At 60.2% G+C, this 24,311-nt stretch carries 23 protein-coding genes and 1 pseudogene; 12 read left to right on the forward strand and 12 right to left on the reverse strand.

Features of this window, described 5'->3' with window-relative positions:
- Window positions 1–9: 9 nt before the first annotated feature.
- The 8 genes and pseudogenes from KI242_RS15775 to tssI all read right to left on the reverse strand — a co-directional run bounded on the left by KI242_RS15775 (window position 10) and on the right by tssI (window position 9,256).
- Entirely contained in the window at window positions 10–990 is a 981-nt protein-coding gene (locus KI242_RS15775; protein ID WP_152686217.1) for a response regulator, read from the reverse strand.
- A 99-nt stretch (window positions 991–1,089) separates the two neighbouring features.
- Complete coding sequence (locus tag KI242_RS15780; protein ID WP_212806358.1) at window positions 1,090–2,340, reverse strand: TIGR02270 family protein; 1,251 nt, start codon at window positions 2,338–2,340, stop codon at window positions 1,090–1,092.
- Between the two features lie 24 nt (window positions 2,341–2,364).
- Window positions 2,365–3,246, reverse strand: coding sequence for a hypothetical protein (locus KI242_RS15785; protein ID WP_053158506.1), 882 nt, complete (start codon window positions 3,244–3,246; stop codon window positions 2,365–2,367).
- Window positions 3,247–3,273: 27 nt separating this feature from the next.
- Window positions 3,274–4,386 (reverse strand): PAAR-like domain-containing protein, encoded by a 1,113-nt coding sequence (locus KI242_RS15790; protein WP_073698940.1) that lies wholly within the window; start codon window positions 4,384–4,386, stop codon window positions 3,274–3,276.
- Entirely contained in the window at window positions 4,386–5,426 is a 1,041-nt protein-coding gene (locus KI242_RS15795) for a hypothetical protein (RefSeq protein WP_155494414.1), read from the reverse strand. The genes KI242_RS15790 and KI242_RS15795 overlap by 1 nt, the downstream gene beginning before the upstream one ends.
- Window positions 5,423–6,535 carry a DUF2169 domain-containing protein gene (locus KI242_RS15800; RefSeq protein ID WP_053158512.1) on the reverse strand — a complete coding sequence of 371 codons (1,113 nt, stop codon included), beginning with the start codon at window positions 6,533–6,535 and terminating at the stop codon, window positions 5,423–5,425. The genes KI242_RS15795 and KI242_RS15800 overlap by 4 nt, the downstream gene beginning before the upstream one ends.
- A gap of 14 nt (window positions 6,536–6,549) precedes the next feature.
- Window positions 6,550–6,996 carry a DUF6484 domain-containing protein gene (locus tag KI242_RS15805; RefSeq protein ID WP_053158515.1) on the reverse strand — a complete coding sequence of 149 codons (447 nt, stop codon included), beginning with the start codon at window positions 6,994–6,996 and terminating at the stop codon, window positions 6,550–6,552.
- 11 nt (window positions 6,997–7,007) lie between these two features.
- Window positions 7,008–9,256 (reverse strand): annotated as a pseudogene (gene tssI / locus KI242_RS15810) (type VI secretion system tip protein TssI/VgrG).
- 609 nt (window positions 9,257–9,865) lie between these two features.
- Between tssI and KI242_RS15815 the strand changes: the two are divergent.
- The gene (locus tag KI242_RS15815) at window positions 9,866–11,557 is read left to right on the forward strand and encodes a SulP family inorganic anion transporter (protein ID WP_011061293.1); all 1,692 of its coding nucleotides are present in this window, start codon (window positions 9,866–9,868) and stop codon (window positions 11,555–11,557) included.
- A gap of 72 nt (window positions 11,558–11,629) precedes the next feature.
- Here KI242_RS15815 and KI242_RS15820 read toward each other — a convergent pair whose 3' ends face one another.
- Window positions 11,630–12,289, reverse strand: a complete 660-nt coding sequence (locus tag KI242_RS15820; RefSeq protein WP_011061294.1) for a hypothetical protein — start codon at window positions 12,287–12,289, stop codon at window positions 11,630–11,632.
- Between the two features lie 338 nt (window positions 12,290–12,627).
- Here KI242_RS15820 and KI242_RS15825 point away from each other — a divergent pair, with 338 nt between their 5' ends.
- From KI242_RS15825 to KI242_RS15840, 4 genes are all read left to right on the forward strand, one after another.
- Window positions 12,628–13,488, forward strand: coding sequence for an RNA ligase family protein (locus tag KI242_RS15825; RefSeq protein ID WP_015635611.1), 861 nt, complete (start codon window positions 12,628–12,630; stop codon window positions 13,486–13,488).
- A gap of 14 nt (window positions 13,489–13,502) precedes the next feature.
- On the forward strand, window positions 13,503–14,648 hold the full coding sequence (locus KI242_RS15830) for an AAA family ATPase (RefSeq protein WP_053158518.1): 1,146 nt from the start codon (window positions 13,503–13,505) through the stop codon (window positions 14,646–14,648).
- A 106-nt stretch (window positions 14,649–14,754) separates the two neighbouring features.
- Window positions 14,755–15,153, forward strand: coding sequence for a hypothetical protein (locus tag KI242_RS15835; protein ID WP_169897159.1), 399 nt, complete (start codon window positions 14,755–14,757; stop codon window positions 15,151–15,153).
- A gap of 102 nt (window positions 15,154–15,255) precedes the next feature.
- Window positions 15,256–15,768, forward strand: coding sequence for an Imm15 family immunity protein (locus KI242_RS15840; protein WP_244868128.1), 513 nt, complete (start codon window positions 15,256–15,258; stop codon window positions 15,766–15,768).
- Between the two features lie 697 nt (window positions 15,769–16,465).
- Here the strand turns inward: KI242_RS15840 and KI242_RS15845 are convergent.
- A complete protein-coding gene (locus KI242_RS15845; protein WP_210482071.1) occupies window positions 16,466–17,041 on the reverse strand; it encodes a hypothetical protein in 576 nt (191 codons plus the stop codon).
- 242 nt (window positions 17,042–17,283) lie between these two features.
- Here KI242_RS15845 and KI242_RS15850 point away from each other — a divergent pair, with 242 nt between their 5' ends.
- Window positions 17,284–17,883, forward strand: a complete 600-nt coding sequence (locus KI242_RS15850; protein WP_015635614.1) for an MliC family protein — start codon at window positions 17,284–17,286, stop codon at window positions 17,881–17,883.
- A gap of 48 nt (window positions 17,884–17,931) precedes the next feature.
- Here the strand turns inward: KI242_RS15850 and KI242_RS15855 are convergent, their stop codons facing one another.
- Entirely contained in the window at window positions 17,932–18,765 is an 834-nt protein-coding gene (locus KI242_RS15855; protein ID WP_053158524.1) for an enoyl-CoA hydratase-related protein, read from the reverse strand.
- 187 nt (window positions 18,766–18,952) lie between these two features.
- Between KI242_RS15855 and KI242_RS15860 the strand changes: the two genes are divergently transcribed.
- On the forward strand, window positions 18,953–20,026 hold the full coding sequence (locus KI242_RS15860; RefSeq protein WP_053158820.1) for a linear amide C-N hydrolase: 1,074 nt from the start codon (window positions 18,953–18,955) through the stop codon (window positions 20,024–20,026).
- 80 nt (window positions 20,027–20,106) lie between these two features.
- On the opposite strand, the gene praB is transcribed toward KI242_RS15860, so the two are convergent.
- Window positions 20,107–20,604, reverse strand: a complete 498-nt coding sequence (gene praB, locus KI242_RS15865; protein ID WP_015635617.1) for an alkane oxidation protein activator PraB — start codon at window positions 20,602–20,604, stop codon at window positions 20,107–20,109.
- A gap of 329 nt (window positions 20,605–20,933) precedes the next feature.
- Between praB and KI242_RS15870 the strand changes: the two genes are divergently transcribed.
- From KI242_RS15870 to KI242_RS15890, 5 genes are all read left to right on the forward strand, one after another.
- Window positions 20,934–21,740 (forward strand): AraC family transcriptional regulator, encoded by an 807-nt coding sequence (locus tag KI242_RS15870; protein ID WP_053158529.1) that lies wholly within the window; start codon window positions 20,934–20,936, stop codon window positions 21,738–21,740.
- Window positions 21,741–21,824: 84 nt separating this feature from the next.
- Window positions 21,825–22,460, forward strand: coding sequence for a LysE family translocator (locus tag KI242_RS15875; RefSeq protein ID WP_026020264.1), 636 nt, complete (start codon window positions 21,825–21,827; stop codon window positions 22,458–22,460).
- Window positions 22,461–22,618: 158 nt separating this feature from the next.
- The gene (locus KI242_RS15880) at window positions 22,619–23,035 is read left to right on the forward strand and encodes an NUDIX domain-containing protein (protein WP_015635620.1); all 417 of its coding nucleotides are present in this window, start codon (window positions 22,619–22,621) and stop codon (window positions 23,033–23,035) included.
- Between the two features lie 135 nt (window positions 23,036–23,170).
- The gene (locus KI242_RS15885; RefSeq protein ID WP_011061312.1) at window positions 23,171–23,776 is read left to right on the forward strand and encodes an SCO family protein; all 606 of its coding nucleotides are present in this window, start codon (window positions 23,171–23,173) and stop codon (window positions 23,774–23,776) included.
- Complete coding sequence (locus KI242_RS15890) at window positions 23,776–24,255, forward strand: copper chaperone PCu(A)C (protein WP_053158532.1); 480 nt, start codon at window positions 23,776–23,778, stop codon at window positions 24,253–24,255. The genes KI242_RS15885 and KI242_RS15890 overlap by 1 nt, the downstream gene beginning before the upstream one ends.
- Window positions 24,256–24,311 lie beyond the last annotated feature (56 nt).

Below are 24,311 nucleotides of genomic sequence, written 5' to 3' on the forward strand. Positions count from 1 at the left end.
ACCATCCATTCACCGGCCGAAAAAGCTCTGTGACGAACTCAGCAAGGCCGCCGACAGCGGCTCCGGGTCGCCGGCGATGCACTGCTCGAACCCGGGCTGGCGGTACATCTGGCCCATGGCTTGCGCATGCCGACTGTGGAGGTCCTCGGTGCTGGCCTGGAGCAGGCTCAGGTGGTAGTTCAGTGCCAGGGCGAACAGACGGGCCGACAGGGACAACCGCTCGCAGGTGTGCAGGTCGCCAGGGCCCTTGAGCAAGGCATCGGCGTGGGTGATTTTCCAGGCAAGGTTGAGGATCGGGTCTTCCGGCTCGGCGTGGGCGAGAATCTCTTCAATCAGCAGCCTGCTGTGACCCAGGGCCTGATCGATACGGCTGCCCGGCTGATTGAGGCCCATCAGCGCCAGGCAGGCAGCGCTGCGCAAGGCCGCGGGGTCGCGCCGGCTCGGGCTGCTGCGCAGCAGAATCGACAGGGTATCGAGCAGGGCCTGGAGGCGAATCTGCGGATTGCCGGCCAGTTGCAGGGTCAATGCACTGACAAAACCGTCGCGCATGTCGCTGCCGGCGCAAGGTCCGGCCACTGCTTGCAGGTCATGCAGGGGTTTGTTGCGGTAGCCCAGTTGCGTTGCCACCCGGGCCAGTACCACAGGGGGCGAAATCGGCTTGGCGATGTAATCGGCGGCGCCCAGCAGCAGCCCCAGGCGTTCGTCTTCGACGCTGCTGCGCGAGGTCAGGAAAATCACCGGAATGGCTGCAGTCGCCGGATGACTCTTGAGCTCGCTGAGCACCTGGAAGCCATCCATCTCCGGCATCAGGATGTCGAGAATGATCAGATCGGGGCTGGCACTGCGAGCCAGGGCCAGGCCACGTTCGCTGTTCTTTGCCAGCAGCACTTCATATTCGGCGGTCAGGGTTTTCGACAGCACGATCAACGATTGCGGATCATCGTCGATGGCCAGGAGCGTATAGGGCTTGGGAACATGCTCTGCGGGCATGACGAGGGGGCCTGAACAAAATAGGCCGGCAGTCTAGCGTATTTGGTTTATGGGCACCTAGCGTCCAGCTGCCGCAGTCGAAGAGAATGAATCGCCTGCTCATCCTCCGGACAACAACCGCTTTTGCCGCCAGGCCGGTGCGCTGGTGGGGAAAAGCACTTCGGTCGGCCGGAAGCGGGCGATGCCGTAGGCGGCGGCAATACGCTGGCGTTGCTGGCCCCGGACAAGCGCTTGCTGAAAACTGCTTTCGCGCTGCGCCAGCCCCAGCACATAGCCCACGCCCGCCTGGAAATCACCTCCATGGGCCTGCCACCAGGCTGCGATCAACTGCGGGTCGGGCCAGGGTAGATTCTCATCGGGGTCCATGGCGACATTGGCATCCTCAGGGTCGTCGTTCGGGCCTGCATCGAAATCCGGCAGGTCCTGCAATTCCAGATCGAGTAACGCCAGGTCTGCCCCAGTAATCTGGCTGAAGGCCTCGCCGGCGACGCGGGCATGAGGCAGGTCGCTCATCTGCTGGATCAGCCAGGGCACGCTGACCGGGTCGCCCAGCAGCCCAACGGCCTGGATGCCGACGCGCTGTTGCTCAGGGTTCTGTATCAACTGGCGTATCCAGGCGATGCTGTGCTCACGCCTTTGCCAGGCCAGCAGTACACAGAGCGCGCGGTACTGGAACTGGCCCGGTTGCTCGGCGAACTGCCGCATCGGCTCCAGCGCCTCCTCGTCGCCCATCTGCGCGGTGGCCCAATTGGCCCAAAAGCGCGTGGCGGTGTCCTGGTGTTGCCGATGGGTGCGAATGGTCGGCATCAGGTCACGACGGCGCAGTTCGCCGGCAGTGCGGGCGGCACGTGCCAGGACGCTTGGGTCGGCGTGGGAAAGTCCGGTAAGCAGGGCTGGGCCGGGGTCGTGGCGGTGCATGCCACAGGCGGCCAGGCCGAGGCGCAGAAACAGGGGGTCGGGGGAGGCGAGCAGGCGATCGATCCAGGGCGATACCCACTTCCAGTCGAGCCAACCCAAGGCCATCAGGTAGCCGCTCTCCGTTTCTACGGCACTTCGCAAATGCTCGCTGAGCCGTGACAACACCTGTGCGTTACCCGCCTCGAAGGCCAGCACCACACTGGCGAACAGCTCGCCAATGGCGTGTGGCCCAAGTTGAGCCAACAGGGTTTCCAGGCCGCAGGTGCCGGCGACGCGAAGGCCGTCAAGGTGGGCGTCGATGCGCTCGTCGAGTTGGCTGAGGTGGTCGAAGTCGTAGTGCGGTGCGCCCAGGGCATAGTCACGCAGGACGGCGAGGAAGCTGGCTTCTTCGACATGTTGATCCAGAATCAGCGGAATCAAGTTCGAGTACATTTCAAAGTCTTGAGAAATAGTGAGTTAAGCAAGTTTCCTCCAGCTCTGCCCGTCATGTACCAAGATATCCTTTTGGCCAACAGACCAAAGCGCCCCGTTTTTAGCGGAAAGACAGTAGCAAGTATTGGGCTTTGGCATATTCCAGTTGACTGGCCGCAAAGAACTTTCATCGAGAACGTATACTTCGAACAAGGTGGCTAAATAGATTTTTCCTTGGTGTTCAGCAATGCTCCAGAAATCATCGGTGAACTCTTCGAGATCGATAATTTCCCATGTGTCTGCTCTGCCACGCAACAAAGTGCCTTGGCGGCCACATAAATAACAATAACCATCAGAGGCGCATATCAATGCAGTTATTTTAAAGTTGGTTGGACTGTCGACTTGCCGCCAGTTGCCTTGCTCCCGCAGCCATATTTCTCCCTTCCAGCCGGCGGCATAGATTTCATCATTGGAGAAACCGCCCAGTGCTTCGAAGCCAAAAACACTGTCTTTACTCGTAGGCTTTGGGGCATGTACAGGCTGCCAGGCAGAAGATCCATGGCGTACATACACTTCTCGGGACACTCCGCACAAGTAGGTATATTCGCCTATCGAGCTTATCCCTCTGAGCATTAGCGGTGGCGGATCCATTTGCGACAAGCTGAGGGTCGAGCCGAGATAGCCTTCCCCGATTTCACCCTCTTCGGATATTGCCAGCATCTGTTGTGACCGGTCGGTGGTCATGGCAACGGTATCCCAAGTCGCCTCGCCAACTTCTCGCCACTTTCCAGAGTTGTACTCCAGGAAAATAGTGTGCGAAACATCCTGGGCTTCTAGTCCTATTTCCCGAAAAGCGAAAAAAGATTTTTGTGCGTCTACGGCGGCAACATAAGCGTAGTAATAATCTTCCAGCCATTCGTCAGCCATATGAATATCCGTTTATTGGGTGGTAGCTCAAGGGGAGGGCCTTCTCGCGGTACGGTTCAATACCGCTGGCTTACTTCTTCCGCTTGGTGAATGTTTCACTTTAGGGGGCTGCGTATTTGGCGGTAGCATTTTTTTATGCCCGTCGGCCAACTGTGCCGTGAGGCAGCGTTCGCTACAGTTTGACTCGGGAAACGCGCCACGAGTACTTTGGGCCGCCATGGAGGCCTCTTTACTGAATTCGCGCATATCGCCTTTCTTGACCCCAGCGATAACCCCCAGGGCTTTATGCTCGCTGTGTCGGACACCATGACTCCCATGAGTGTTCCCCCAGCCCTCAACGCACATACAAGGCGCCGTATCTTTCGAATACTCTTCCCAGCCGGGCTGGCGCTTGTTGTTACTGAACGCTCCTACAGAAAATGAGCTTTTCGGTATGACATGGTCAGGTGTTTGTGCTGGACAACATCCGGCTATACCTGCTTCGTCCTTAGGGCGGTACGGCACTAACTGACAGCGGCGAGCCGACAAGCATTTGTTTGCTTTGGCTCTTGTCGCTGTTTTGCTGGCCCAAGCGCTTTCATTGACCATTGCACCGCTCAGCTCGGCCTCTTTACAAACATTCTTTTCACCGTACGGTTTGTATTCCTGGCAGGATTTTCTTTCTCTTTTTTTCTCCCTTTTGCATTTTCCCTGGGTGCTCGGCGACATCTTGGAAAGGTGAGGCCAGGGAGGGGTATTACCTGGCTGTGAAGCATGGTTATGCGTCGTCATATCAAGGTGTCGTACTACGTTTTGACCTTCGAACTTCACATTCATCGACCAGGAAGTGAAGTACACCTTCCCCTTGATCTTGCTAGTGATGACCCCCTTCTTGGGCGCATTCCCAGCCTCATCCCCATAACTTGTCTTGAAGTAACTCTTGTCCTTGAGCATCACCTCTTTGCGGGTGATCTTGACCGTTCGTGTGCCCCGGGTGGTGTCCTTGGACATACCCGTATTGGGGTAGGGAATGGGTACCCCCATCGGTGTCGGCGGAGCCACGGGCGGGGTGAAGCAGACATCCGGAAAGCAGGCGACGGACTTGCCATCGGCTGCCTTGCAGGAAATCTCCATATTGTTGGCATACACCTCGTTGGCCATCAGGCAGCCCTCACGGTCTGGTAGCTGAGCAGGGCGGCGGCGCGTTGGCCGGCGTCGTTGCCGAGGTGGCAGAGGATATTCGGGCCGTCACCGTAGCCCTTGCGGCTGGCGGCCAGGGCCACGGCCAGCATCGTCGGGCCAATGGCGGCGCCGACTTCGCCAATGCAGTCGGCCGGGTGCCAGAGGTGGAAGAGCTCCTTGCGCACCCGCAGGGTACGGCTCAGGGCCAGGGAGGCTTCCTTGAAGTAGTACTGCTCGCCGGAGATGTCGGTGAGCCGATAATCCATTTGCTCCAACCCACAGCCAACCTCGCTCAGGGCTGCGCGTACGGCTTGAGTCAGACCTTCAGCACGCAGGGGAGTACCTTCGGCCTCCACGGTGGCCTTCTCCACGCCGAACCCCAGGCCGAGGCAGGCCAATTGCGGTTCTTCGCTGGCAACGGGGGCGGCCAGCACCACGGCGGCGGCACCTTCGCCGGGGATAAATCCGTTGGAGTTCTGGCTAGTGAGCAGGCGTTCGCGTGCTTCGAAAGCGGCCAGCGTCGGTCCATTCAAGAAGGAGTCGACGCCGGCAATCAGCACGTGGCGATGGCCGCCTTGGTAGATCAGCGTACGCGCATCAAGCAGGGCCACGGCAGCGCTGACCCGTCCATAGGCGATGACGTTGGAACTGGGATGAAAGCGCAGGCCCAATTCGGCTTCGATGGCGTGCAGCAGCCCCTTATCGAGGCCGTCGAGGCGGCCGGGGCGCTCGACTTCCGCCACCCCCAGCAGCAGCGGGGTCTTTTCCGGGTCGACGTTAGGGGTGCTTTGCAGCGCCTCGGCGATGGCGCAGGCGGCCATCTTGATCAGTTTGCTGCGCCCACGCCAGGGCTGCTCCAGAGGCACGCTGGCAGCGATCAGCCATTCGCCGCCGCAGTCGATGAAGCGGGTTTCCTGGAAGTTATCGATAGCGCAGCGAATCGCCGCGCAGCTCGCGGGTGCGCTGAGGCCAACGGCGCTGACCATGCCGGAACCGATGATGCAAAGTGCAGTCATCAGTCTGTCTCCTCGGGGGCGTGCCTGGCTTTTACCAGGGAGGAGAGCGACGGGTAGTAATCCTTGCCCAGTTCGCGGGCGCGCCACCAGCCTGTGGACATAGTGCCGACCAGCACCTGAGCGATCTCGAACATGTTGTGTCGTAGTGCACGAGAGACACGCCAGGTCAGTTGCACCTGGAGCGCGTCTGTGTCGATCAGCAGGGTATCGATCACCGCCTGCACAGTCTCGTGACCGCCTTTTTTCAGAAAGAAGGTCACCGGCACGTCCATTTCGGGGATGCGAAAGCCCGCGCGCTCCTGGCGTGTGAGGTTGAGCAGCAACACATCCTCGCCGCCACGCAGGTAAGGAATCTGCTGATCGTCAGGGGCCGCCTGAAAGTAGCGACGGTCGAAATCTTCCGGCAGAAACGGAAAGCGGTCGGCCAGCCAGGCATCGTCGTAAGTGCCAGCGAAGCGAGCACGTTGCGGCCAGCTGCGGCCGATGGGGCCAAGGGCCATAGGACGGAAGTCGCCAGAGGGACTGTCGATCGCCTTGCCCAATTCCTCGGTGCTCGGCATCGGCATGCCGACGATGGCAGCACTACCCATGCGGCTTGGAAACCAGCCACAACCGGTCGGATTGTCCAGGTAGCTGTAACGCAATTCGGAGTCTTCCGCCATCGGATGGCTGCCGCCAAAGGCCTGGGCATAAGAGATGTCCTGCTCGATGAAGGGCTGCGGCAAGCCGGGAGAAACGCCCAGTAGCCCCAATTGCCATTGTCGGGGGCCGAGGACGGAAAAGGCCTTGCTCATCTGACCGACGCGAATGCCCGCAGCCATCTGGCTCACGGGTCGCCCGCCTGGGGCATAGGCCTTGCCGCGCACCAGCACGTCGCAGAACGGCTTGACCGGTGCGAAGTCCATTTCCTGCAGGGGGGCGCTGAGACCGGGTTCGCCGAGGAAGGTATCGGCCATCAGCAGCGGTTGCTGGGTCTCGGCCAGGGTCGCCGGGCGGCCGTCCAGCGGCAGATTAAACGTGCCTTTGGCCACCACCACCAGGGATTCGCGGCCATCGGGCTCCATGCCCTGGGTATAGGCAGCAAGCAGTTTGCTGGCGTTGAGCAATTCCATAGGCGACTACCTGTCTAGTTGATCTGCACCGAACCACCCTTGATGCGGTTGACCCCGCTGGAGCAACTGGACAGGTAGGCGCCCTGGATGATCACTTTGCCCGCGCGGGTCAGGGTGATGCTGGCCTTGCCGCAACGCAGCACGATCTCGCGTTCGGCGCGCAGTTCCAGGCGCTGGTCGTCCAGTTGCACGCTGGCAACCGGTTCGGGTGCCATGGCCTGGCTCAGCAGGCGGCCGATCACTAGCGGGCGGGAAGGGTCGCCATCTTCGAACATCAGCGCCACTTGGCTGCCGATGTCTTCAGGGGAGAGCAGGGTGGTGCTGCGGGCGGCGATGCTCTGTTGCTCGGGGCAGCCGGGGTAGGTCACCCAGGGCGCACTGGCCTGTGGCAGGTCGAGCAGTACACCGACGACTACGCCATCGATGCGGGCCTGCGTGGGCAGTGAGTATTGAACCGTCATACGCGTTACTCCTAGTTTTGCAGGATCTTGCGTCCCTTGATCACCACGTTCTTGTTGGCCTTGATGTTGATCACGCCAGAGCCGTCTATGGTGATGTCCTTGCCGCTGATGCTGATGGTGCCGTCCTTCTTCATGACGATGCTGGCTTTGCCGGTCATGATGGTCACCGAGTCACCGGCATCGATGACAAGGTTCTTGCCCACCGTCAGCTCATCGTCCTTGCCGATATCGGTCGTGCGTCCTGCGCCGACCTGGCGCGATTCGTTGTCTTTTACCGTCGTTGAAAGATTGGCTCCGACGTCCACCGAGCGGTTGGTGCCCACATTGGTCGACTGGTAGAGGCCCACGTTGACGTTTTGGTAGGCCCCGACATTCACCGTTTGAAAGGCACCGATGACAACTTCCTGCGCGGCGCCGATGGCGATCGTCTCGTTGATACCTACCGCATGGGTGCGTTGCAGGGCCACGGTCGCGGTTTCGCTGGCGCCCACGCTGATGGTGCGGTTGAGGCCTATGCTGATCGTCTCGTTACTGCCGACGCTTTCGGTACGGTTGACGCCAATGCTGATGTCCTCGTTGTTGCCCACGCTTTCGGTGCGGTTGACGCCGATGGTGATGGTCTCGTTGTGATCGACGGTTTCGGTGCGGTCGTGTTTGACATGCACAGTCTCGTCGTTATCGATGGTCTTGCTGCGGTCGTGGCCGACCCAGTGGGTCTCGTCGTTCTCGACCTCGATGTCCTGGTTCTTCTCGGCATGGATAAACAGTTGCTCTGCACCTTTCTTGTCCTCCATGCGGATTTCATTGAAGTTGGCCGGTGAGCCGTCCTTGCTCGAACGGCTTTTCACCCCGCTCTGAGTGGCATTGGCCGGTAGCGTGTAGGGCACGGTCTGTTCGGCGTTGTAGACGCGGCCAGTGATGATCGGCCGATCCGGGTTGCCTTCGATGAAACTGACGATCACTTCCTGACCGATTCGCGGGATCTGCACCGCCCCCCAGTTCTTGCCGGCCCAGGCCTGGGACACGCGCATCCAGCAGGAGCTATTGGCATTGGACTGGTCGTGGCGGTCCCAGTAGAAATGCACTTTGACCCGGCCATACTGGTCGGTCCAGATATCCTCGCCATCGGGGCCGACCACCACGGCGGTCTGCGGCCCGCGAACAATGGGCATGGGGGTCAGGGGAAGAGGGCGGAAGGCCTGGCTGGCATCCATGCAGTCCAGCTCGCTGGTGAACTGCTCGGACAGGTCCAGCTGCGCATTTTCATAGAGTTCCTGGCGGATCTGATAGCGTGCGAACACCACCAGGTATTCGCGGTTCTGGTCCTCGCGCTCGTAGCCGGTCAGCTTGAACAAATGGCCGCAGCCCAGCCCGCGGGCGCGGCCGCGCAGCTGCACGCGCTCGAACTGGCTGTGAATGGCTTCGATGCGGGTACGCGCGTAGTGCTCGCCGTCGTTGCTCTGAACGTATTCACCGGGTAGTCGTAGAGCGGGTGGTCGCCGTTGCTGTGACTGCGCGACACACTGGAGCGCACCTCCAGTCTGGCGCGGGGGCGCTTGAAGTCGTAGTCGTTTAGCTCCAGAGAACCGGGTTGGACTTCCCGCTCCAGTTGCCAATCGTAGAAATGGTCGCGCTCGCGCATTTGCCGATCGGGCGGGTAGAAGGGCACCGAGTCATAGTCGGCCACCGTGGAGTGGGCGCCATAGGCGTCGGCAAACACCAGTACATGACGCGCCTGCTCATGGCGAAAGTAGTAATAGATGCCTTCGTGCTCCATCAACCGGCTGACGAAGTCAAAGCTGGTTTCACGGTACTGCACGCAATATTCCCACTCGCGGTAGTTGCCGCTCAGGCTGTCTTCGAAATCGGAGAAACCGAGGTCGCGGAACACCTGCTTGATGATCTCCGGCACCGTTTTGTTCTGGAAAATCCGGCAGTCCGAAGTGCGCGTGAGCAGCCATAACCAGGGCCGCAGGCTGACGCGGTAGCCGGCGAACTGACCGTGGCCGTTCACTTGCCGGCAGCTGCAGACAACGCCGTGGAAATAGCGTTTGCTGCCGTCGTGCAGCTCCAGGGTCAGGCCCATCGGCTTGCCCAGCAACTGGTCGAATGTGATCGCTCGGTTTTCGGAGGTGAGGTCCAATTCGTAGTGGAACAATCGCCCCAGCTCTTCGTTGCCTTCCATGCTCTGCAGCAACAGGACATCGCCGCCGAGGGGACTGTCGACCTGCACCAAACGGTTGTTTTGCGTTATTGCCATAAACGACTTCCTCTGGCTCGTGTTCGGGCGTCAGTCGTCCGTCTCGCGGGGTCAGGGGAAATCGTGTCCATCCATCGCGGTACATCCACCACAGAGATGATCTCCATATCGGCCTCATAGGCACTCAGTCAAAGCGAACGTACGAGTCAATCCGGCTTCTGCGGATTAACCTTCTGTCCAGAGCCACTTGGGCGTCACCTCTAACAATTTCGGTTAAAGTCTTAGCGCGGTTTAATCCTAGTCAAGAAACTCTCCGACCAATGGAGCGAACACCGAGCCGTTTCAAGGTAGGTGACCGACGGTCATTTGCTGCCTGGCTACGAGCGCGACGACATGCACCGGGAAGTGGCGCGTCATCAAGGCAACTCGCCGTTATAGCTGGCTTGGCGTCCCATGAATGGGAGAGGTTGTTCATCTATAGCGGCCCAAGCTCACCACCACCTGCGCCTCAGCGGGTTGCCCATGGCCAAGCACCTGGGTGAATCGAAGCAAAAGCTGCTCCAGCTCATGGCGCTAAGTTGCCCGATTCGCTTGAATAACGCCCCGCGTCGCCTTGCCAAACAAGCGCGCAGCCAAAGAATAAAACGGAATATTTCGAAAGGACCCGGCATGTCGTTATCCCGCTGTCTATCTGGCCTGTCCAACTTGCTGCACTACCGCCGCGAATGGTTGCGCGCCGACCTGCGGGCCGGCTTGTCCGTGGCGGCTATCCAGATCCCGATCGCCATCGCCTATGCGCAGATTGTCGGCCTGCCACCGCAGTACGGGCTTTACGCCTGTGTGCTGCCGATGATCGTCTATGCCTTGATCGGCAGCTCGCGGCAACTGATGGTCGGCCCCGATGCCGCCACTTGCGCCATGCTCGGCGGGGCCGTGGCGCCTTTGGCCATGGGCGACCTGCAGCGTACCGTCGAATTGTCGATGATCGTCACCGTGCTGGTGGGCCTGATGCTGATTGCCGCCGGGATCGCCCGGGCGGGTTTTATCGCCAGCTTCTTCTCGCGGCCGATCCTCATCGGCTACCTCAACGGCATCGGTCTGAGCCTGATCGCCGGGCAAATGGGCAAGGTGGTGGGCTTCAAGATCGAAGGCGACGGCTTCATCCTGGGGCTGGCGGACTTTCTCCAGCGCCTGGGGGAGATCCATGGCCTGACCCTGGCCGTCGGCCTGGCCAGCCTGGGCCTTTTGATCTGGCTGCCGCGACGCTATCCGCGCGTACCTGCGGCGCTGCTGACGGTGGCGCTGTTCACCTTGCTGGCCGGGCTATTGGGCTTCGACCGCCTCGGAGTGGCGATCCTCGGTCATGTGCCGGCCGGGATGCCGGAGTTGTCCTGGCCCAAGACCACCCTGGAGGAAAGCAAGAGCCTGCTGCGCGACGCGCTGGGCATCGCTACCGTGAGTTTCTGCAGCGCCATGCTCACTGCCCGCAGCTTCGCCGCGCGCCATGGCTACGCGATCAACGCCAACCATGAATTCATCGCCCTGGGCCTGAGCAACCTGGCCGCCGGTGCCTCCCAGGGCTTTGCCATCAGCGGTGCGGATTCGCGTACCGCGGTCAATGACATGGCCGGAGGCAAGAGCCAACTGGTGGGCATCATCGCCGCCCTGGCGATTGCGCTGATTCTGCTGTTTTTCACCGCGCCCATGGCGTGGATTCCGCAGCCGGCCCTGGGCGCGGTGCTGTTGATGGCCGGCTGGGGCTTGCTCGACGTCAAGTCCCTGAAGCAAATCTACCGACTCAGCCGCTTCGAGTTCTGGCTGTGCCTGCTGACCACCGTCAGTGTGCTGGGGCTGGGCGTGCTGCCGGGCATCATGTTCGCCGTGACCCTGGCCATCCTGCGCCTGCTGTACAGCATCTACCAACCCACCGACGCGGTGCTGGGCTGGATGCCGGGCATCGAAGGCCAGGTGGACATCCGCCAGTACCCGCAAGCCCGCACTGTGCCCGGCCTGGTGGTGTATCGCTTCGACGACGCGATCCTGTTCTTCAACGCCGACTACTTCAAGATGCGCCTGCTGGACACTGTGCAGCGCGAGAGCCAACCCGAGGTGGTGCTGTTCGATGCCGAGGCGGTGACCGATATCGATGTCAGCGGCATCGCGGTGCTGCGGGAAATCCGCGAGACCCTGGCCGCCCAGGGCATCTACTTCGCTATCGCCCGTGCCCGCGGTACTTTCCTGGCGATGCTGGAACGTTCGGGGATGACCCGGGAAATGGACAGCCAGTTGCTGTTCGGTTCGGTACGTTCGGGCATCAGGACCTACCGCATATGGCGCAACAGCATGCGCGGCAAGCAATGAAGCAGAGGAGGGTGACCGGCAGGGAGCAGCCCTGCCGGCGCTTGATCGAGGCTCAGCCAGGCTGGCATGGCATCACTGGGTGATGGTCATGCTGCTGGTGGCCTGGACCGAGCCATAGCGGATGCGCGGATACGTCGGGTCGGCGTAGCTGAAATCCATCACCGTGCCGACGGAACCGAAGTACAGGGCCTGGCAATTGAAGTTCACCGCGACCTGGCCGCCGTAAGGGGTGACCCCGATGGCGACCTGGGTCGGCCCGGTCCATTCGATCTTGCAACCCAGCGTACCGCCTGCTGCGCCGGCATTGTATCCACGACAGTTCAAGGTGGCGTTGCCGTTGCTGGTATTGGGAAAGCCCGCCCATTTGGCGATGGCCAGGTTGGCCGAGCATGAAGTGTTGACGCTGCTGGCTCCCGGGGCGAGCTTGTAGACCCCCGACGGTGGCGCAAGCGTTGCCGTGACAGGCGTCAATGGCAGCGCGGCAAGGCTCGATGCCGCCTGGTTTTCCACCACGGTGGTGGGCGAGGGCGGGAGCTTACACACCACCACGGCGCCGACGTCGTCGGACTTCTTCAACTCACCCAGCGCTGTGATATCGGCGCCGCCCTTCGACTCGCAGAAGAGTTTGCGCAACTGGGCTTTCTCTTCGCTGTCAGCCATGGACGAGGCCTGGGCCAAAGGTGCAAGTGCCAGGCCAATGACTGCAGCCATCAGCACGCTTGAACGTTTCATGATCGATTCCTTATCGGGTTATGACTGGCTGCACCCTATGAGCCCCAGGCGATTTTTTTCATGACAAAAGCTCGGGTGTTTCGCGCAAGCAGGGGCGCTGGGGTTTTGTCCTCTCGGGGCTTGACCTGATGCCGCTATCTGCTGTTGAATGCGCGCCCTAAAGCCTCTGCAACCTTTTCTCCAAGTGGTGAAGCCAGTGCCCTACGCCAGCCAACACGCCTGATACCGACGACGGTCCATCCTGCCTGATGGCTGCCCGTGCCTATGCACGGCGGCGCTTCATTGCCATGCCTGCCTGATCCTGTCGTTGGTTTTTCTCTGTTTTCGAGGACAAACCCATGCACACGGATATTCGTGCCACCGCGCACAACCTGGAACTGCTCAAATACCCCCGCACGCCCCACCTGCAAGGCTCGCGCCTGCAAGATGGCGACACTGACACTGGCCAGGTGCGCTATGGCGCCCTGGCCGGACAGTGGCTGGTGGTGGAAGAAAAACTCGATGGTGCCAACGCGGGCATCAGCTTTGGCGCAGGCGGCGAGTTGCTCCTGCAATCTCGCGGTCACTACCTCACCGGCGGTGGGCGCGAGCGCCAGTTCAATCTGTTCAAGCAGTGGGCCTCGGCCCATGAGCACTGGTTGCTGGAACGCCTGGAAGATCGCTTCGTGCTGTATGGCGAGTGGCTGCACAAGAAGCACTCGGTGTTCTACGACCACTTGCCACATTACTTCTGCGAGTTCGATGTGTGGGACCGCGCCACAGGGCTGTTCCTCTCCACCGCGGCGCGCCGGCGCCTGCTAGAAGGTGGGCCGGTGCTGTCGGTGCCTGTGCTGTACGAAGGCCCGGCACCGCGCCGGCATGCCGAGCTGCTAGCGCTGGTGGGCGATTCGCTGGCCAAGACCGCGCACTGGCGCCAGGTGTTCGAGCAGGTGGTGCACCGCGAAGGCCTCGACCTGGCCCGTGCCTGGCGCCAGTGCGACCGCTCCAGCCGCATGGAAGGCCTGTACCTGAAACTCGAGGACGAGCAGCAGACCCTCGGCCGGCTCAAGTGGGTACGCCAGGACTTCGTCCAGGCCATCCTCGATGCCGACCAGCACCATGCCAGCCAACCCTTTATCCCCAATCAACTGGCCGCCGGTGTCGACCTCTATGCCCCGCGCCTGTCCATGGACTGGCAGGGCCCACGCCACGGCTACTGAAGGAGCATCCCGAAATGGATATTCAACAACTGCGCCAACTGGTCCCCGAGCCGGGGCGCGATTTGGACACCGCGGCCTGCCTGTCGGCCATTCCGGCCCTGGCGCGCCTGGCCGACACACCGCAGGACCCGATCTACCACGCCGAGGGCGATGTATGGATTCATACCCGCCTGGTGGTCGAAGCATTACTGGCCCAACCCGCCTACCAGCAGGCCAGCGCCGAGCAGCGCTTTGTGCTGTTCTTCGCGGCCCTGTTGCACGACATCGCCAAGCCCGACACCACGGTGATCGACAAGGATACCGGGCGTATCGGCCAGCCCGGTCATTCACGCCGGGGGGCGGTGGATGCGCGGCTGCTGTTGTGGCGCGCCGGTGTGCCGTTCGAGCTGCGCGAGCAGATCTGCCGCATCATCGCCGTGCACCAAGTGCCGTTTTTCGCCCTGCAGGGTGATCGCAGCGGCCGCAGCCCTGAGTTCCTGCTGCACAAACTGTCCTGGGAACTGCCGCTGTGGATGCTCTGTGCCGTCGCCGAGGCCGATATGCAGGGCCGCAACTACGCCGGCAAGGCCGATGTACTGGACGCCATCGAACTGTGGCGCGAACTGGCACAGGAGGAGGGCTGCCTGTACGGGCCGCGGGCCTTTGCCGACGACTACACACGCATTCAGTACCTGCGTGGCGCCCGGGTACATCCCGACTACCCGTTGCACGCGCCGCAGGGTTCGTCGGTGGTGATGCTCTCGGGCCTGCCGGCCAGCGGCAAGGACACCTGGACCGCACAGCATCACCCGGAGCTGCCGGTGGTGTCGTTCGACGACGCCCGCCAGGCCCTGGGCCTGCGCCATGGACAGAATGAAGGCGCCGCTGCGCATTACGCCATCGACCGGGCCAAGGCCTTGCTGCGAGAGCACAAACCCTTTGTGTGGAACTCGACGCACCTGTCGGCGCAGATGCGCAACCGCACCCTGGACTTGCTCTACGGCTACGGCGCGCAGGTGGAAATTCTCTACCTGGAGCGCCCCGAGGGCGAGATCATGCGGCGCAACCAGCAGCGCGACACCTCGCTGCGCAACGATGATATCCGCCGCATGCTGTTCAAGTGGGAAGTGCCACTGCCCACCGAGGCGCATCGGGTTGTTTATCAGGCGGTGACGGGGTGAGTGGTCCAGGGGACATGGCGACGCGAGGCATGAGGCGTTTCAAACCCTATCCTCTTGAAAAAAACCAACTTGAAAGTCACGGCCAGAAATCACCAGGTAAATGAAAATGTCAGAAACTGCAGAAAAAATAAGTGAGGTCTTACAAGCTTTTCACCGTTTTGAAGATGGCTTGCTATTGTCGTTCGAGTTTAATTATGCACCAGGCGAACGACTCGCAGCACAGGTGGTATTTCATGCCAGAGATCATCGTATTGATGGGGATGTTTGGAAGAAAGTCAAAGTGGTTGTCCGTGGCGTCGAAGAGCTGAGCGCGAAAGTTAGCGGTCATCAATTCAATTCAATTTGCTCGGGGGTTCGGTTGTTGAAGTTTGACGAGTATTGGTGTGTCGACATTGATGGAAATTACGCTTTGGATGCTGATCCAGCATCTATTGATCAAGTGCGCGAAGAAGGGGATCTATATGTTATTGGTCGTGATATCGAGGTTTATGAGCTTGAGGGCTAGGTGATACCAGTGAAAGTGGTTCTAGCCAGCACGCACCCTCGTTGATTGAACCTCCTGACGTTCCACCCGAACATCCTGCGGCGGATGGAGTATCCCCTGGAAATGAAGCTTACAGATCTCTATAACAAGGTAATCAGTAAAGAACCGTACAATGATATGGACGTGTTCTTCGAGAGCTATGAAAGCTTTGAAGAGATTCCGCTTGTATCAAGGTATGGTCGCTTAAAGCACCTGATGGATGAAATGAGCAGCGACGGGGTGTCTGATTTTCTGACAGGGCTCGCTTTGTTTGTTTTAAATACTTTAAGAGTCTTGGAGGTTTCAACAGGTAAAGATGTTTTTTTCGCCGTGACTTTTACAGACTTTGAAGGGCTGGAGCAGCAAGGTGTTCTCATACCCAATATTTTTATTTACGCAAAGCCAGCTTCAGTCAGTTTTTTGGAAAAAGTACGAGAACATGATAAAGGGCTTGCGTCGAAGGAGATGAAGGAAGTGAAAAAACATTTTTCCAGCTGTGGGGCAGAAACGGCTTTTGATTTTTATGAAAGCAGATCTTATGACGCAGCTTGCGCTGAAGAAATTGTAAGGGTCTTTGCTGTACCCAGGACTTCTTGAGAGTACTGGATTCGTCAGCCAATCCGATTCGATGGTGAAGCACTCCAATGATGGGGTGGGAGCTATGCGATTGCTCGCTGCGTCAGGTCCATGGGCTTGGTCGAAGCCTATAGGTGCAGAGCGAGCCATCGGTGGATCTGAGCAGTGAGTGGTTTCGAAAACTGGAAATGACCAGCTCGGGTACGCCAATTCAAAGCGTCGAAAGCGCCCGGATATGTGATCCAAGCCTGATAGCTGATCACAGCTCCTGTGAGCCTTGGAGTTATGCTATTTAACATAATATACATTATGCGTAGATATGACATATTCATGTGGGTCACGATACCCAAGAATTACCCAGGCTCAACTGCAACGCTGCCTACCCTCAGGGACAGCTTCTGAAGCCAGGCTTCGATCACTCTGCTGTCGCTCGCGTCTGGGCCTTCGCAATGACATCCTGGACAAACGAATCCTGATTCCTTTGCTCCTTGTAGCCAACCCAGGACTTCACCGGCCCTGGGCCGAAAAACTTCCAGTTGCATGACACCCACGAATTCCGACTGCGGATGAACACGTGGTGTGTGTCTTTCGAGATTCGTAACGCCTGTCAAAGTTCGAGCGGGAGAATCTCAAACTCAGGTGGTTGCTGACTGTGGCCCACCTGCATATCGAACTATTGAAGGTGGGCTTTGGCTAATTGCCGGGACGGCCAAGGAATCTACCGACAGAGCTCTCTGTATCGATTCACGTTGGAAACTGCAGAGTCTAGCGTTGTTGTTTTGTATTTGTAGTAGTGGATTATATTCGCCTGGGCCGGTCCGACATTGCCGAAGTATTCTTCCCAGGCATTACTCTTGGTGAGCAAGTCAGAGAGCATGGTTCTCAAGTCGTTTTCCGTCCAGGCTGTCTTGTAGCCTTTAATCTCACCAGGGGCCGGGCTGTTATGTTTTACATAATTAACCAGCAGGTACTTTCCTTCGTAGGCCATAAATACCGTATACACGGTCCCTTGAGGGGCTGACTGCCTGTACCAAGGGATCACGACAAAATGATGAACCACCGGTCCCGTACTAAAGTGCCAAACAGCTGTCTCCGAGTGCAGGCCGCGAAATAAAAGAGCCTGATCGATTTGGTACTTCATGCTTCCGTTATTTGTAATGACATCGTTTCCAACATCATTTTGCACCTTCCCGTAGACAGCGCAGCTCATTTGAATGGGCACGGAAGGACAATCCTTCAGCCCCATGAGCGTTGCATTGTTTTCTATTGCCTTGACCAGATCTTCCCCTGTCATGCTTCTTGGCTCCTGCCCAGTTGTTCAATATGCATTTTAAATAATCGATATTGCTGTCCCTGGTGAGGATAGCTTCGATCTGCCCTTTATCAAATACACCTCGCCGCGGGTCTTGCCGAGTGCTGCCGGGTGTCGAGATATGGCTCGCGGGATGAGCTACCCTGCCCTTACAATATGACGCTTATAAATAACTAAACTAAATGAATATTTAGTTTAGTTATATTGGATATCAGGAGTTACCCATGACCTTTCCCCTTCGAACAATGGTGGGCAGTGTCGCTTTATCGGCCCTGCTGGCCACTTCTCTGGCAACGGCCGAACAAGGTCCTTCATTCAACTGCAGTGAGAAAATGACCGGGTCGATAACCACACTGATCTGCCAGAACCCTGGTCTCGCGGCACTGGACCGCAAGTTGGCCACTATTTATCGCGACGCCCTGAAGAATGCCGGCAAGCGCGGCAATGTGCTCAAGGCCGAACAGCGTGGCTGGATCAAGGGCCGCGACGAGTGCTGGAAGACCGATGATCAGCAAGCCTGCGTGGCTGATAGCTATCGTCGGCGCATCGTCGAACTGCAGACGGGTTATGGGCTGGTCACCTCCTCCGCTCCAGTCATGTTCGATTGCGCGAGCAATGGCCGTATCAGTGTCACCTTCTTCCAGACCGAACCGCCCACCCTCACCGCCTTATATAAAGGCCGGCAATCGCTGATGCTGGAGGCCAGCTCTGCCAGCGGCTCACGTTACCTAGGGCAGAACGAGAGCTTCTGGGAGCATCAGGGCGAGGCTGTTGTCACTTGGGGCCATGGGGCTGAAGAGATGATCTGCAAGAAAGCAGGCTGAGCCCTGCCGTCTGCACCGTATGGGGTGCAGGCCGCCAAGCCCTGGGGGTTAGTTCCTGACAATACCCGGCGTACCGGGCGACTGCTGGCTAGCCCGATCCGGATGATCGCGCTCGATGAACCGCCGCAACCCTTCCTGGGTTTCCGGTTGATGGATCGAGCGGTTGAAGCACTGCGCTTCGATCTTCAAGCCCTCCGCCAATGGCAAGCCATAGCCACGCACGGCCGCTTCCTTGTCCGAACGCATCGCCGGTTGCGGCAGGCCGGCCAGGACATGGGCCAGCTCCAGTGCCCGTTTCAGGGAGCGCCCACTGGGCACTATTTCGTTGACCAGGCCGATACGGTACGCCTCCTGGGCGTCAATCACCTTGCCCGTGAGAATCAGTTCCATGGCCCGGCCCATGCCGATGATCCGTGGCAGGCGCTGGGTGCCGCCATCCGCCAGGCCGATATTCCAGCGCCGGCAGGTAACGCCGAACGAGGCGTGTTCTTCAGCGATGCGGATGTCGGCAAAACAGGCCCACTCCAGGCCACCGGCATAGGCCACGCCGTTGACCGCGGCAATGATCGGCTTGTAGATATCGGTCCAGCGGCTGGGGCCGATGATGCCCGGGCGTTCGCCACGGTCGTGGGCTGCCATTTCCTCGGCGCTGCTGGGCACCAGTTGCGCGGCCGCCTTGAGATCGCCGCCGGCGCAGAAGGCTCGGTCGCCGGTGCCGGTGATGATTGCCACCAGGGCGTTGTCATCCTCGCGAAAACGCGTCCAGGCCTCGATCAGCTCGCGATGGGTGACCGGGCCGATGCAGTTGCGCTGCTCGGGACGATTGAAGCGGATGATCACCACGGGCCCGGACTGCTCATAGGCTATTTCGCTGAAAGTCATAAACGCTCCTGTTTATGTGTGTCCTGCGGTGAAACGGCTGCGCAATCCAGTATAGGCAGTGCTAAAAGTGAGGTTATGGCGATTTTCAGGTCACTCCGGGCTTTCTTGACAAGGAAAAAGACTGGTATGAATTCAGAGACCCGCGCCTTCTCGGCCGAATAAAACAGGAATCAGCACCATGAAGGTAATGAAGGTATTGCCACTGCCCAGGAAAGCCGTGCCTAGGGCCTTAGTCCTGGCCCTCAGCAGTATCATCCTGTCCCTGCCCCTCGCCCAGGCCTGCACCCGGCTGACCTACCTGGGAAGCAACCAGAGCGTGATCACCGCCCGTTCCATGGACTGGAAAACCGATGTGGCGACCCATCTGTGGATCTTCCCGCAGGGCATGCAGCGTAATGGTGAGGTGGGAGCCAACTCGATCAAGTGGACCTCGCGCTACGGCAGTGTGATTGCCTCGGGCTATGACATCGCGACTACCGACGGCGTCAACCAGGCAGGCCTGGTGACCAACCTGCTGTGGCTGGTGGAGTCCCAGTACCCGTTGCCCGACAACGGCAAGCCGGGCCTCAGCATCGCCGCCTGGGCCCAGTATGTGCTGGACAACTACGCCACCGTGGCGGAGGCCGTGGATGCGCTGAAGAAAGAACCCTTTACCCTGGTGACGGCCAATGTCCCCGGGGACACGCGCCTGGCGACCCTGCACCTGTCGATTTCCGACGCCACGGGGGACAGCGCGATCATCGAGTACATCAAGGGCAAGCCGGTGATTCACCATGGCCGGGAATTTCAGGTCATGACCAATTCCCCGACCTTTGATGAACAGCTGGCCCTCAATGCCTACTGGAAATCCATTGGCGGCACCGTCATGTTGCCGGGCACCAACCGCGCCGCGGATCGATTCGCCCGGGCCTCCTTCTATGTCAACGCTATTCCCAAGGACGAGAGCCCGCAGGTCTCCCTGGCCAGCGTGTTCAGCGTAATCAGAAACGTCTCTGTGCCTTACGGCATCTCCACCCCGGGTGAACCGAATATCTCCTCCACTCGCTGGCGCACTGTAGTGGACCATCAACGCAAGCTGTACTTTTTCGAGTCGGCACTGACCCCCAATACCTTTTGGGTCGACCTGAAGAAGATTGACTTTGCAAGCACTACGGGCCAGGTGAAGAAGCTCGACTTGGGCAAGGACCAGTCCACCACCTATTCCGGCGAAGTCTCCGGCGACTTCAAGGTCACCCCCGCCTTCAAGTTTCAAGGTGCCTGAGCGGTTTCTACGCTGCCGAGGCAATGTGCCCCGAGCGCCCGAGGCCACAAGGCCCGGGAGCTCGGGGTATCGCGAGGGGGCTACGGGACCAGGGTCAGTGGCGGCTGCAGGGTGATATCCAGCGTGGCCAGTGTGCAATTGCCAGTGAGGGCCTGGTTGAAGGCACTCAACTTTTGAAGGGGACCGTTCCAGGTCACGAATATGTCATTGGCCCCGCAATTGCTGGCAGGCACGAAATTGGAGACGACAAAGCTGACGCCCTCCAGCTTCAAGGAAAATACGTTTTCCGGTTTCAAGATCCAGGGCAGATTCTTTGCCTGCAAGGACTTGCAGATTCCGCTACCGCTGATGAACACACTGTGGATCTTGGCTTCATCCTGAGTGTTGATCGAACCGCTCAGGCTGATGCCACAGGTGACCTGTGCCTGAAACGACGACGGCAGTTTTATCGAGAGGGTGCCATTGTTGCCGTAGAACGGGCCCTGGGGTGAAAAGTGTGGTGCAGCGGCCACCAGGGTCGTGGAGCACAACCCTATGACAAGCGCACTTGCGATCATCAGGCTATTCAAGCTTTTCATTGTTGTTCCTCACGCATAGGGCGAAGTGTTTCGCCGGGGTAATGGCCATGATCGAGAGGTCATGAAAACGGCAGGACGTCCCTTTCCAGCCAAGCTTCAGGTCGGTTGCATTTCACGGGAGCGGCCAAGGCGCCAAGGAAAGTCCTCCACCCTGGGCAAAATTCAAAAACAGCATTGAAATATTTTTTTGAATCAAATAGCTGGCAATCTCCGATCGGTCAAGGCTCCCCATCGGCCTTCAACCCTGTGGCAAGCCTGCCAGGGGCCCTGTTAGGCTAACCCGCCCACCGCGTCGCCGCGGTCTCTACAGCCCTTCGCGGAACCGCACCATGTCCTCCACCGCCCAATTCTGGCGCGACCCGAACCTGCCCTACGTCGAAAGCCGCCGGGCCTGTGACAGCCGCGCCAACTACAAGGCCCACAGCCATCCGACGGTGTCCATCGGTGCCGTGGACCGGGGTGTCAGTGTGTTCAGCGGCGGCGCCCAGGGCCCGACCCGGATCCGGGCTGGCAGCGTGGTATTTGTCCCGGCCGATTGCGCCCATGCCTGCAATCCCCTGCCCGACTGCGCCTGGAGTTACCAGATGCTGCACCTGGACCCGCGCTGGGTGGACGCTGTGCGCGAAGAAGCGCAGCAGCATGGGGCGGCGCTTTCCCAGGTCGTGCTGAGCCACGACAGTGGCCTCTACCAGGCTTTTTGCCGGCTCAACCAGTTGTTGTTTTCCAGCGCCAGCTGGCAGCACAAGGAGGCCGCGCTGATCGAGTTCATCGGTGGCTTGGCCACCCGGGAGCAACCGGTGATTGCCCTGGCGGCCGATCCGGCCCGGGCCAGCGCAGGCGTGCGCCGGGTCGTGGATTTCCTCCAGTGTGATCCGCAGCAGGCCGGGCCTCTGGAGCACTTGGCGGAACTGGCGGGAATCAGCCGCTACCAGTTGATCCGCGCCTTTCGCGCGGCCACCGGGATGACGCCCCATGCCTACCAGTTGAACCAGCGGATCATCCAGGCCCGCGCTTCGCTGCAGGCCGGGGAAGCGTCGGCAGCCCTGGCCCAGCGCCTGGGCTTTGCCGATCAGGCGCATTTTCAGCGAGTGTTCAAGGCTCATGTCGGCGTAACCCCGGGCCTGTACAAGGCCTGAGGCCGCGCAATTTTCTTCAATACCCCGGCTCTCTCGGCGCCGCAGACTTCCAGGCTTTCACGTCACTGGAAGGCTCTACCCATGATTCAACAGTTCCTGCTGGTCGCCGCCGCGCACTTTCTCGCCCTGCTCTCCCCCGGCCCGGATTTCTTCCTGGTAGCACGCATGTCCATGGCCGCGGGGTGGCGATCGGCCACCGGCGCCTGCCTGGGCATCGCCCTGGCCAATGGTGCCTTTATCGTCCTGGCGTTTGCCGGGGTCTCGGTGTTTCGGGCAGGCAGCCCGCTGTTCCTGGCGATCCAGTTGGCCGGGTGCGGCTACCTGCTTTATATGGGCTGGCTGTTTATCCGTCATGCCGGTGCCAGTTCCCTGGCCGCGGTGGACGGCAACGACGAAGCCCGGCCGCTGGGCCGGGCCACCTGGTGGCGTGGCCTGGGCATGGGCTTTCTCTCTGGCATCCTCAACCCCAAGAACGCCCTGTTCTATGTCAGCCTGGCGTCCCTGGTGGGGGCCCAGACCAGTGCCGGCTGGAAGCTGGTCTATGGCTTGTGGATGTTCAGCGCCGTGCTGTTGTGGGACGTGCTGGTGGCCCTGGCCATTGGCAACCGCCGGGTGCGCGAGCGCTTTGCCCGGGCCCTGCCCTGGCTGGAACGGGGCACCGGGGTGGTGCTGATCCTGCTGGCGCTGCTGGTGATCGGCGCCACTGTGTGGCGTCACTGATCCACGCCCCGGGCAGTGACTTCCAACTGTCATTACAAATAAACAACAAAGCAATAATCTGCCGAAAGCGCCGCTGCCGATATTGTCGCAACGGTGAACGGGCCTGCCGGGCATTGCCCGGTATCTGCCCCGCCGAAACAGTGCAAGGAGGACCTGCCATGCAACAACAGCCACGCCTGGGGTGCGGTGTCGCGATTGTCCGGGACGGCCAGCTGCTGCTGGTCAAGCGCCTGCGCGACCCGGAAGCCGGTTGCTGGGGCCTCCCCGGAGGCAAGGTCGACTGGCTGGAGCCGGTGGAACAGGCCATGCGCCGGGAAATCCACGAAGAACTGGGGCTGACCCTGCAAGGCGTGAGCCTGTTGTGCGTGGTCGACCAGATCGACCCGCTGCGCCAGGAGCACTGGGTATCACCGGTGTACCTGGCCTCGGCCCCGGCCATGCCGGCGCGCAATTGCGAGCCGCACAAGCACAGCGATGTGGCCTGGTTCGAGCTCGACCGCCTGCCCCAACCCCTGACCCAGGCCACCCGCAGCGCCGTGCGCGCCCTGGTGCAGATGGCCGCCCTGGAAAGCTGAGCAGCCACGCCCCGGCCCTTCCCGACCTGCGACCGATGGCCGCAGGCATTGGTCTAATTAGCCCGCCGCCGCTTTCGTCTGTTTGTTACCATGCGCGGGTTTTTGCCTGTCTGGCTGTTCAAAGGGCGTTATTTCATGAGTGTTCTGCTGACTCGCCGCACCCTGCTCACCAGCGCCGGAGTGCTCGGCCTGGGCCTGCTCGCCGGTTGCGACAACAGTCCCCGACTGTCCTTCAAATACGGCAAGGACCTGAGTAATCAGATTCTTGGCCGCACCTTCAAACTCACCGATTCCCAGGGCGAAACCAAGTCGCTGTCCAGCTACCGCGGCCTGATGCCGATGATTTTCTTCGGCTTCACCCAGTGCCCGGCCGTGTGCCCCACCACCCTGGCCCGCGCGGCCCAGGCCAAGAAGCTGATGGGCCGTGATGGCGACCGCCTGCAAGTGGTGTTCATCACCCTGGACCCGGAGCGCGACACCCCCGAAGTGCTGGACGCCTACGTCAAGTCCTTCGACCCCAGCTTCGAGGCGCTGTACGGCACCCTGGAGCAGACCGCTGCCACCGCCAAGGAATTCGGCGTGTTCTACGAAAAGATCCCCAGCGGCTCGACCTACACCCTGTCCCACACCGCCACCAGTTTCGTCTTCGACTCCCGGGGCACCTTGCGCCTGGGGCTTTCCCAGTCCCTTACCGCCCAAGAGTGCGCGGAAGACCTGCTCACCGTCATGGAGGTTTGTTAATGCATTCCCTACAGCGCCCATCCCGTCTCAAAGCTGCCCTGCTGCTGGTTTCCTTGCTGGGCCTGGGCGGCACCGCCAGCGCCGCGACCCAAGTGGACAACGCCTGGGTCCGCGCCACCGTAGCCGGCCAGCACGCCAGCGGCGCCTTCATGGACCTCACCGCCAGCAGCGACAGCAAGCTGGTTGAGGTGCAATCGCCAGTGGCCAAGAACGTGCAGATCCACCAGTCGAGCATGCACAACGACGTGATGAGCATGCAGCAAGTGGACGCCGTGACCCTGCCGGCCGGACAGAAAGTCAGCCTGGACACCCACGGCTACCACGTGATGCTCATGGAGCTCACCGGCCAGATCAAGGCCGGCGACATAGTGCCCCTGACCCTGACCGTGGAAAACGCCAAGGGCGAGAAGGAAACCATCAAGGTCGAAGCCCAAGCCCGAGCGCTGAATGCGCCGGACCACAGCATGATGAAACACTGAAAACAAGTAGCGCAAATGGCCCCAGGGCCAGCTGAAAAAGCCGCGTTCTCGTAGGA

It is taken from the genome of Pseudomonas sp. Eqa60 (assembly GCF_018326405.1).
GTDB classification, from domain to species: Bacteria; Pseudomonadota; Gammaproteobacteria; order Pseudomonadales; family Pseudomonadaceae; genus Aquipseudomonas; species Aquipseudomonas protegens.

Coding starts and splice junctions, on each gene's coding strand:
- KI242_RS15820 (WP_011061294.1), bottom strand. CDS start 12,289: ATGAAACGTTCAAGCGTGCTGATGGCTGCAGTCATTGGCCTGGCACTT.
- KI242_RS15790 (WP_073698940.1), bottom strand. CDS start 4,386: ATGGCCAACGAGGTGTATGCCAACAATATGGAGATTTCCTGCAAGGCA.
- KI242_RS15870 (WP_053158529.1), top strand. CDS start 20,934: ATGTCCTCCACCGCCCAATTCTGGCGCGACCCGAACCTGCCCTACGTC.
- KI242_RS15885 (WP_011061312.1), top strand. CDS start 23,171: ATGAGTGTTCTGCTGACTCGCCGCACCCTGCTCACCAGCGCCGGAGTG.
- KI242_RS15775 (WP_152686217.1), bottom strand. CDS start 990: ATGCCCGCAGAGCATGTTCCCAAGCCCTATACGCTCCTGGCCATCGAC.
- KI242_RS15825 (WP_015635611.1), top strand. CDS start 12,628: ATGCACACGGATATTCGTGCCACCGCGCACAACCTGGAACTGCTCAAA.
- praB (WP_015635617.1), bottom strand. CDS start 20,604: ATGAAAAGCTTGAATAGCCTGATGATCGCAAGTGCGCTTGTCATAGGG.
- KI242_RS15850 (WP_015635614.1), top strand. CDS start 17,284: ATGACCTTTCCCCTTCGAACAATGGTGGGCAGTGTCGCTTTATCGGCC.
- KI242_RS15785 (WP_053158506.1), bottom strand. CDS start 3,246: ATGGCTGACGAATGGCTGGAAGATTATTACTACGCTTATGTTGCCGCC.
- KI242_RS15805 (WP_053158515.1), bottom strand. CDS start 6,996: ATGACGGTTCAATACTCACTGCCCACGCAGGCCCGCATCGATGGCGTA.
- KI242_RS15890 (WP_053158532.1), top strand. CDS start 23,776: ATGCATTCCCTACAGCGCCCATCCCGTCTCAAAGCTGCCCTGCTGCTG.
- KI242_RS15845 (WP_210482071.1), bottom strand. CDS start 17,041: ATGACAGGGGAAGATCTGGTCAAGGCAATAGAAAACAATGCAACGCTC.
- KI242_RS15880 (WP_015635620.1), top strand. CDS start 22,619: ATGCAACAACAGCCACGCCTGGGGTGCGGTGTCGCGATTGTCCGGGAC.
- KI242_RS15835 (WP_169897159.1), top strand. CDS start 14,755: ATGTCAGAAACTGCAGAAAAAATAAGTGAGGTCTTACAAGCTTTTCAC.
- KI242_RS15815 (WP_011061293.1), top strand. CDS start 9,866: ATGTCGTTATCCCGCTGTCTATCTGGCCTGTCCAACTTGCTGCACTAC.
- KI242_RS15830 (WP_053158518.1), top strand. CDS start 13,503: ATGGATATTCAACAACTGCGCCAACTGGTCCCCGAGCCGGGGCGCGAT.
- KI242_RS15860 (WP_053158820.1), top strand. CDS start 18,953: ATGAAGGTATTGCCACTGCCCAGGAAAGCCGTGCCTAGGGCCTTAGTC.
- KI242_RS15800 (WP_053158512.1), bottom strand. CDS start 6,535: ATGGAATTGCTCAACGCCAGCAAACTGCTTGCTGCCTATACCCAGGGC.
- KI242_RS15780 (WP_212806358.1), bottom strand. CDS start 2,340: ATGTACTCGAACTTGATTCCGCTGATTCTGGATCAACATGTCGAAGAA.
- KI242_RS15855 (WP_053158524.1), bottom strand. CDS start 18,765: ATGACTTTCAGCGAAATAGCCTATGAGCAGTCCGGGCCCGTGGTGATC.
- KI242_RS15840 (WP_244868128.1), top strand. CDS start 15,256: ATGAAGCTTACAGATCTCTATAACAAGGTAATCAGTAAAGAACCGTAC.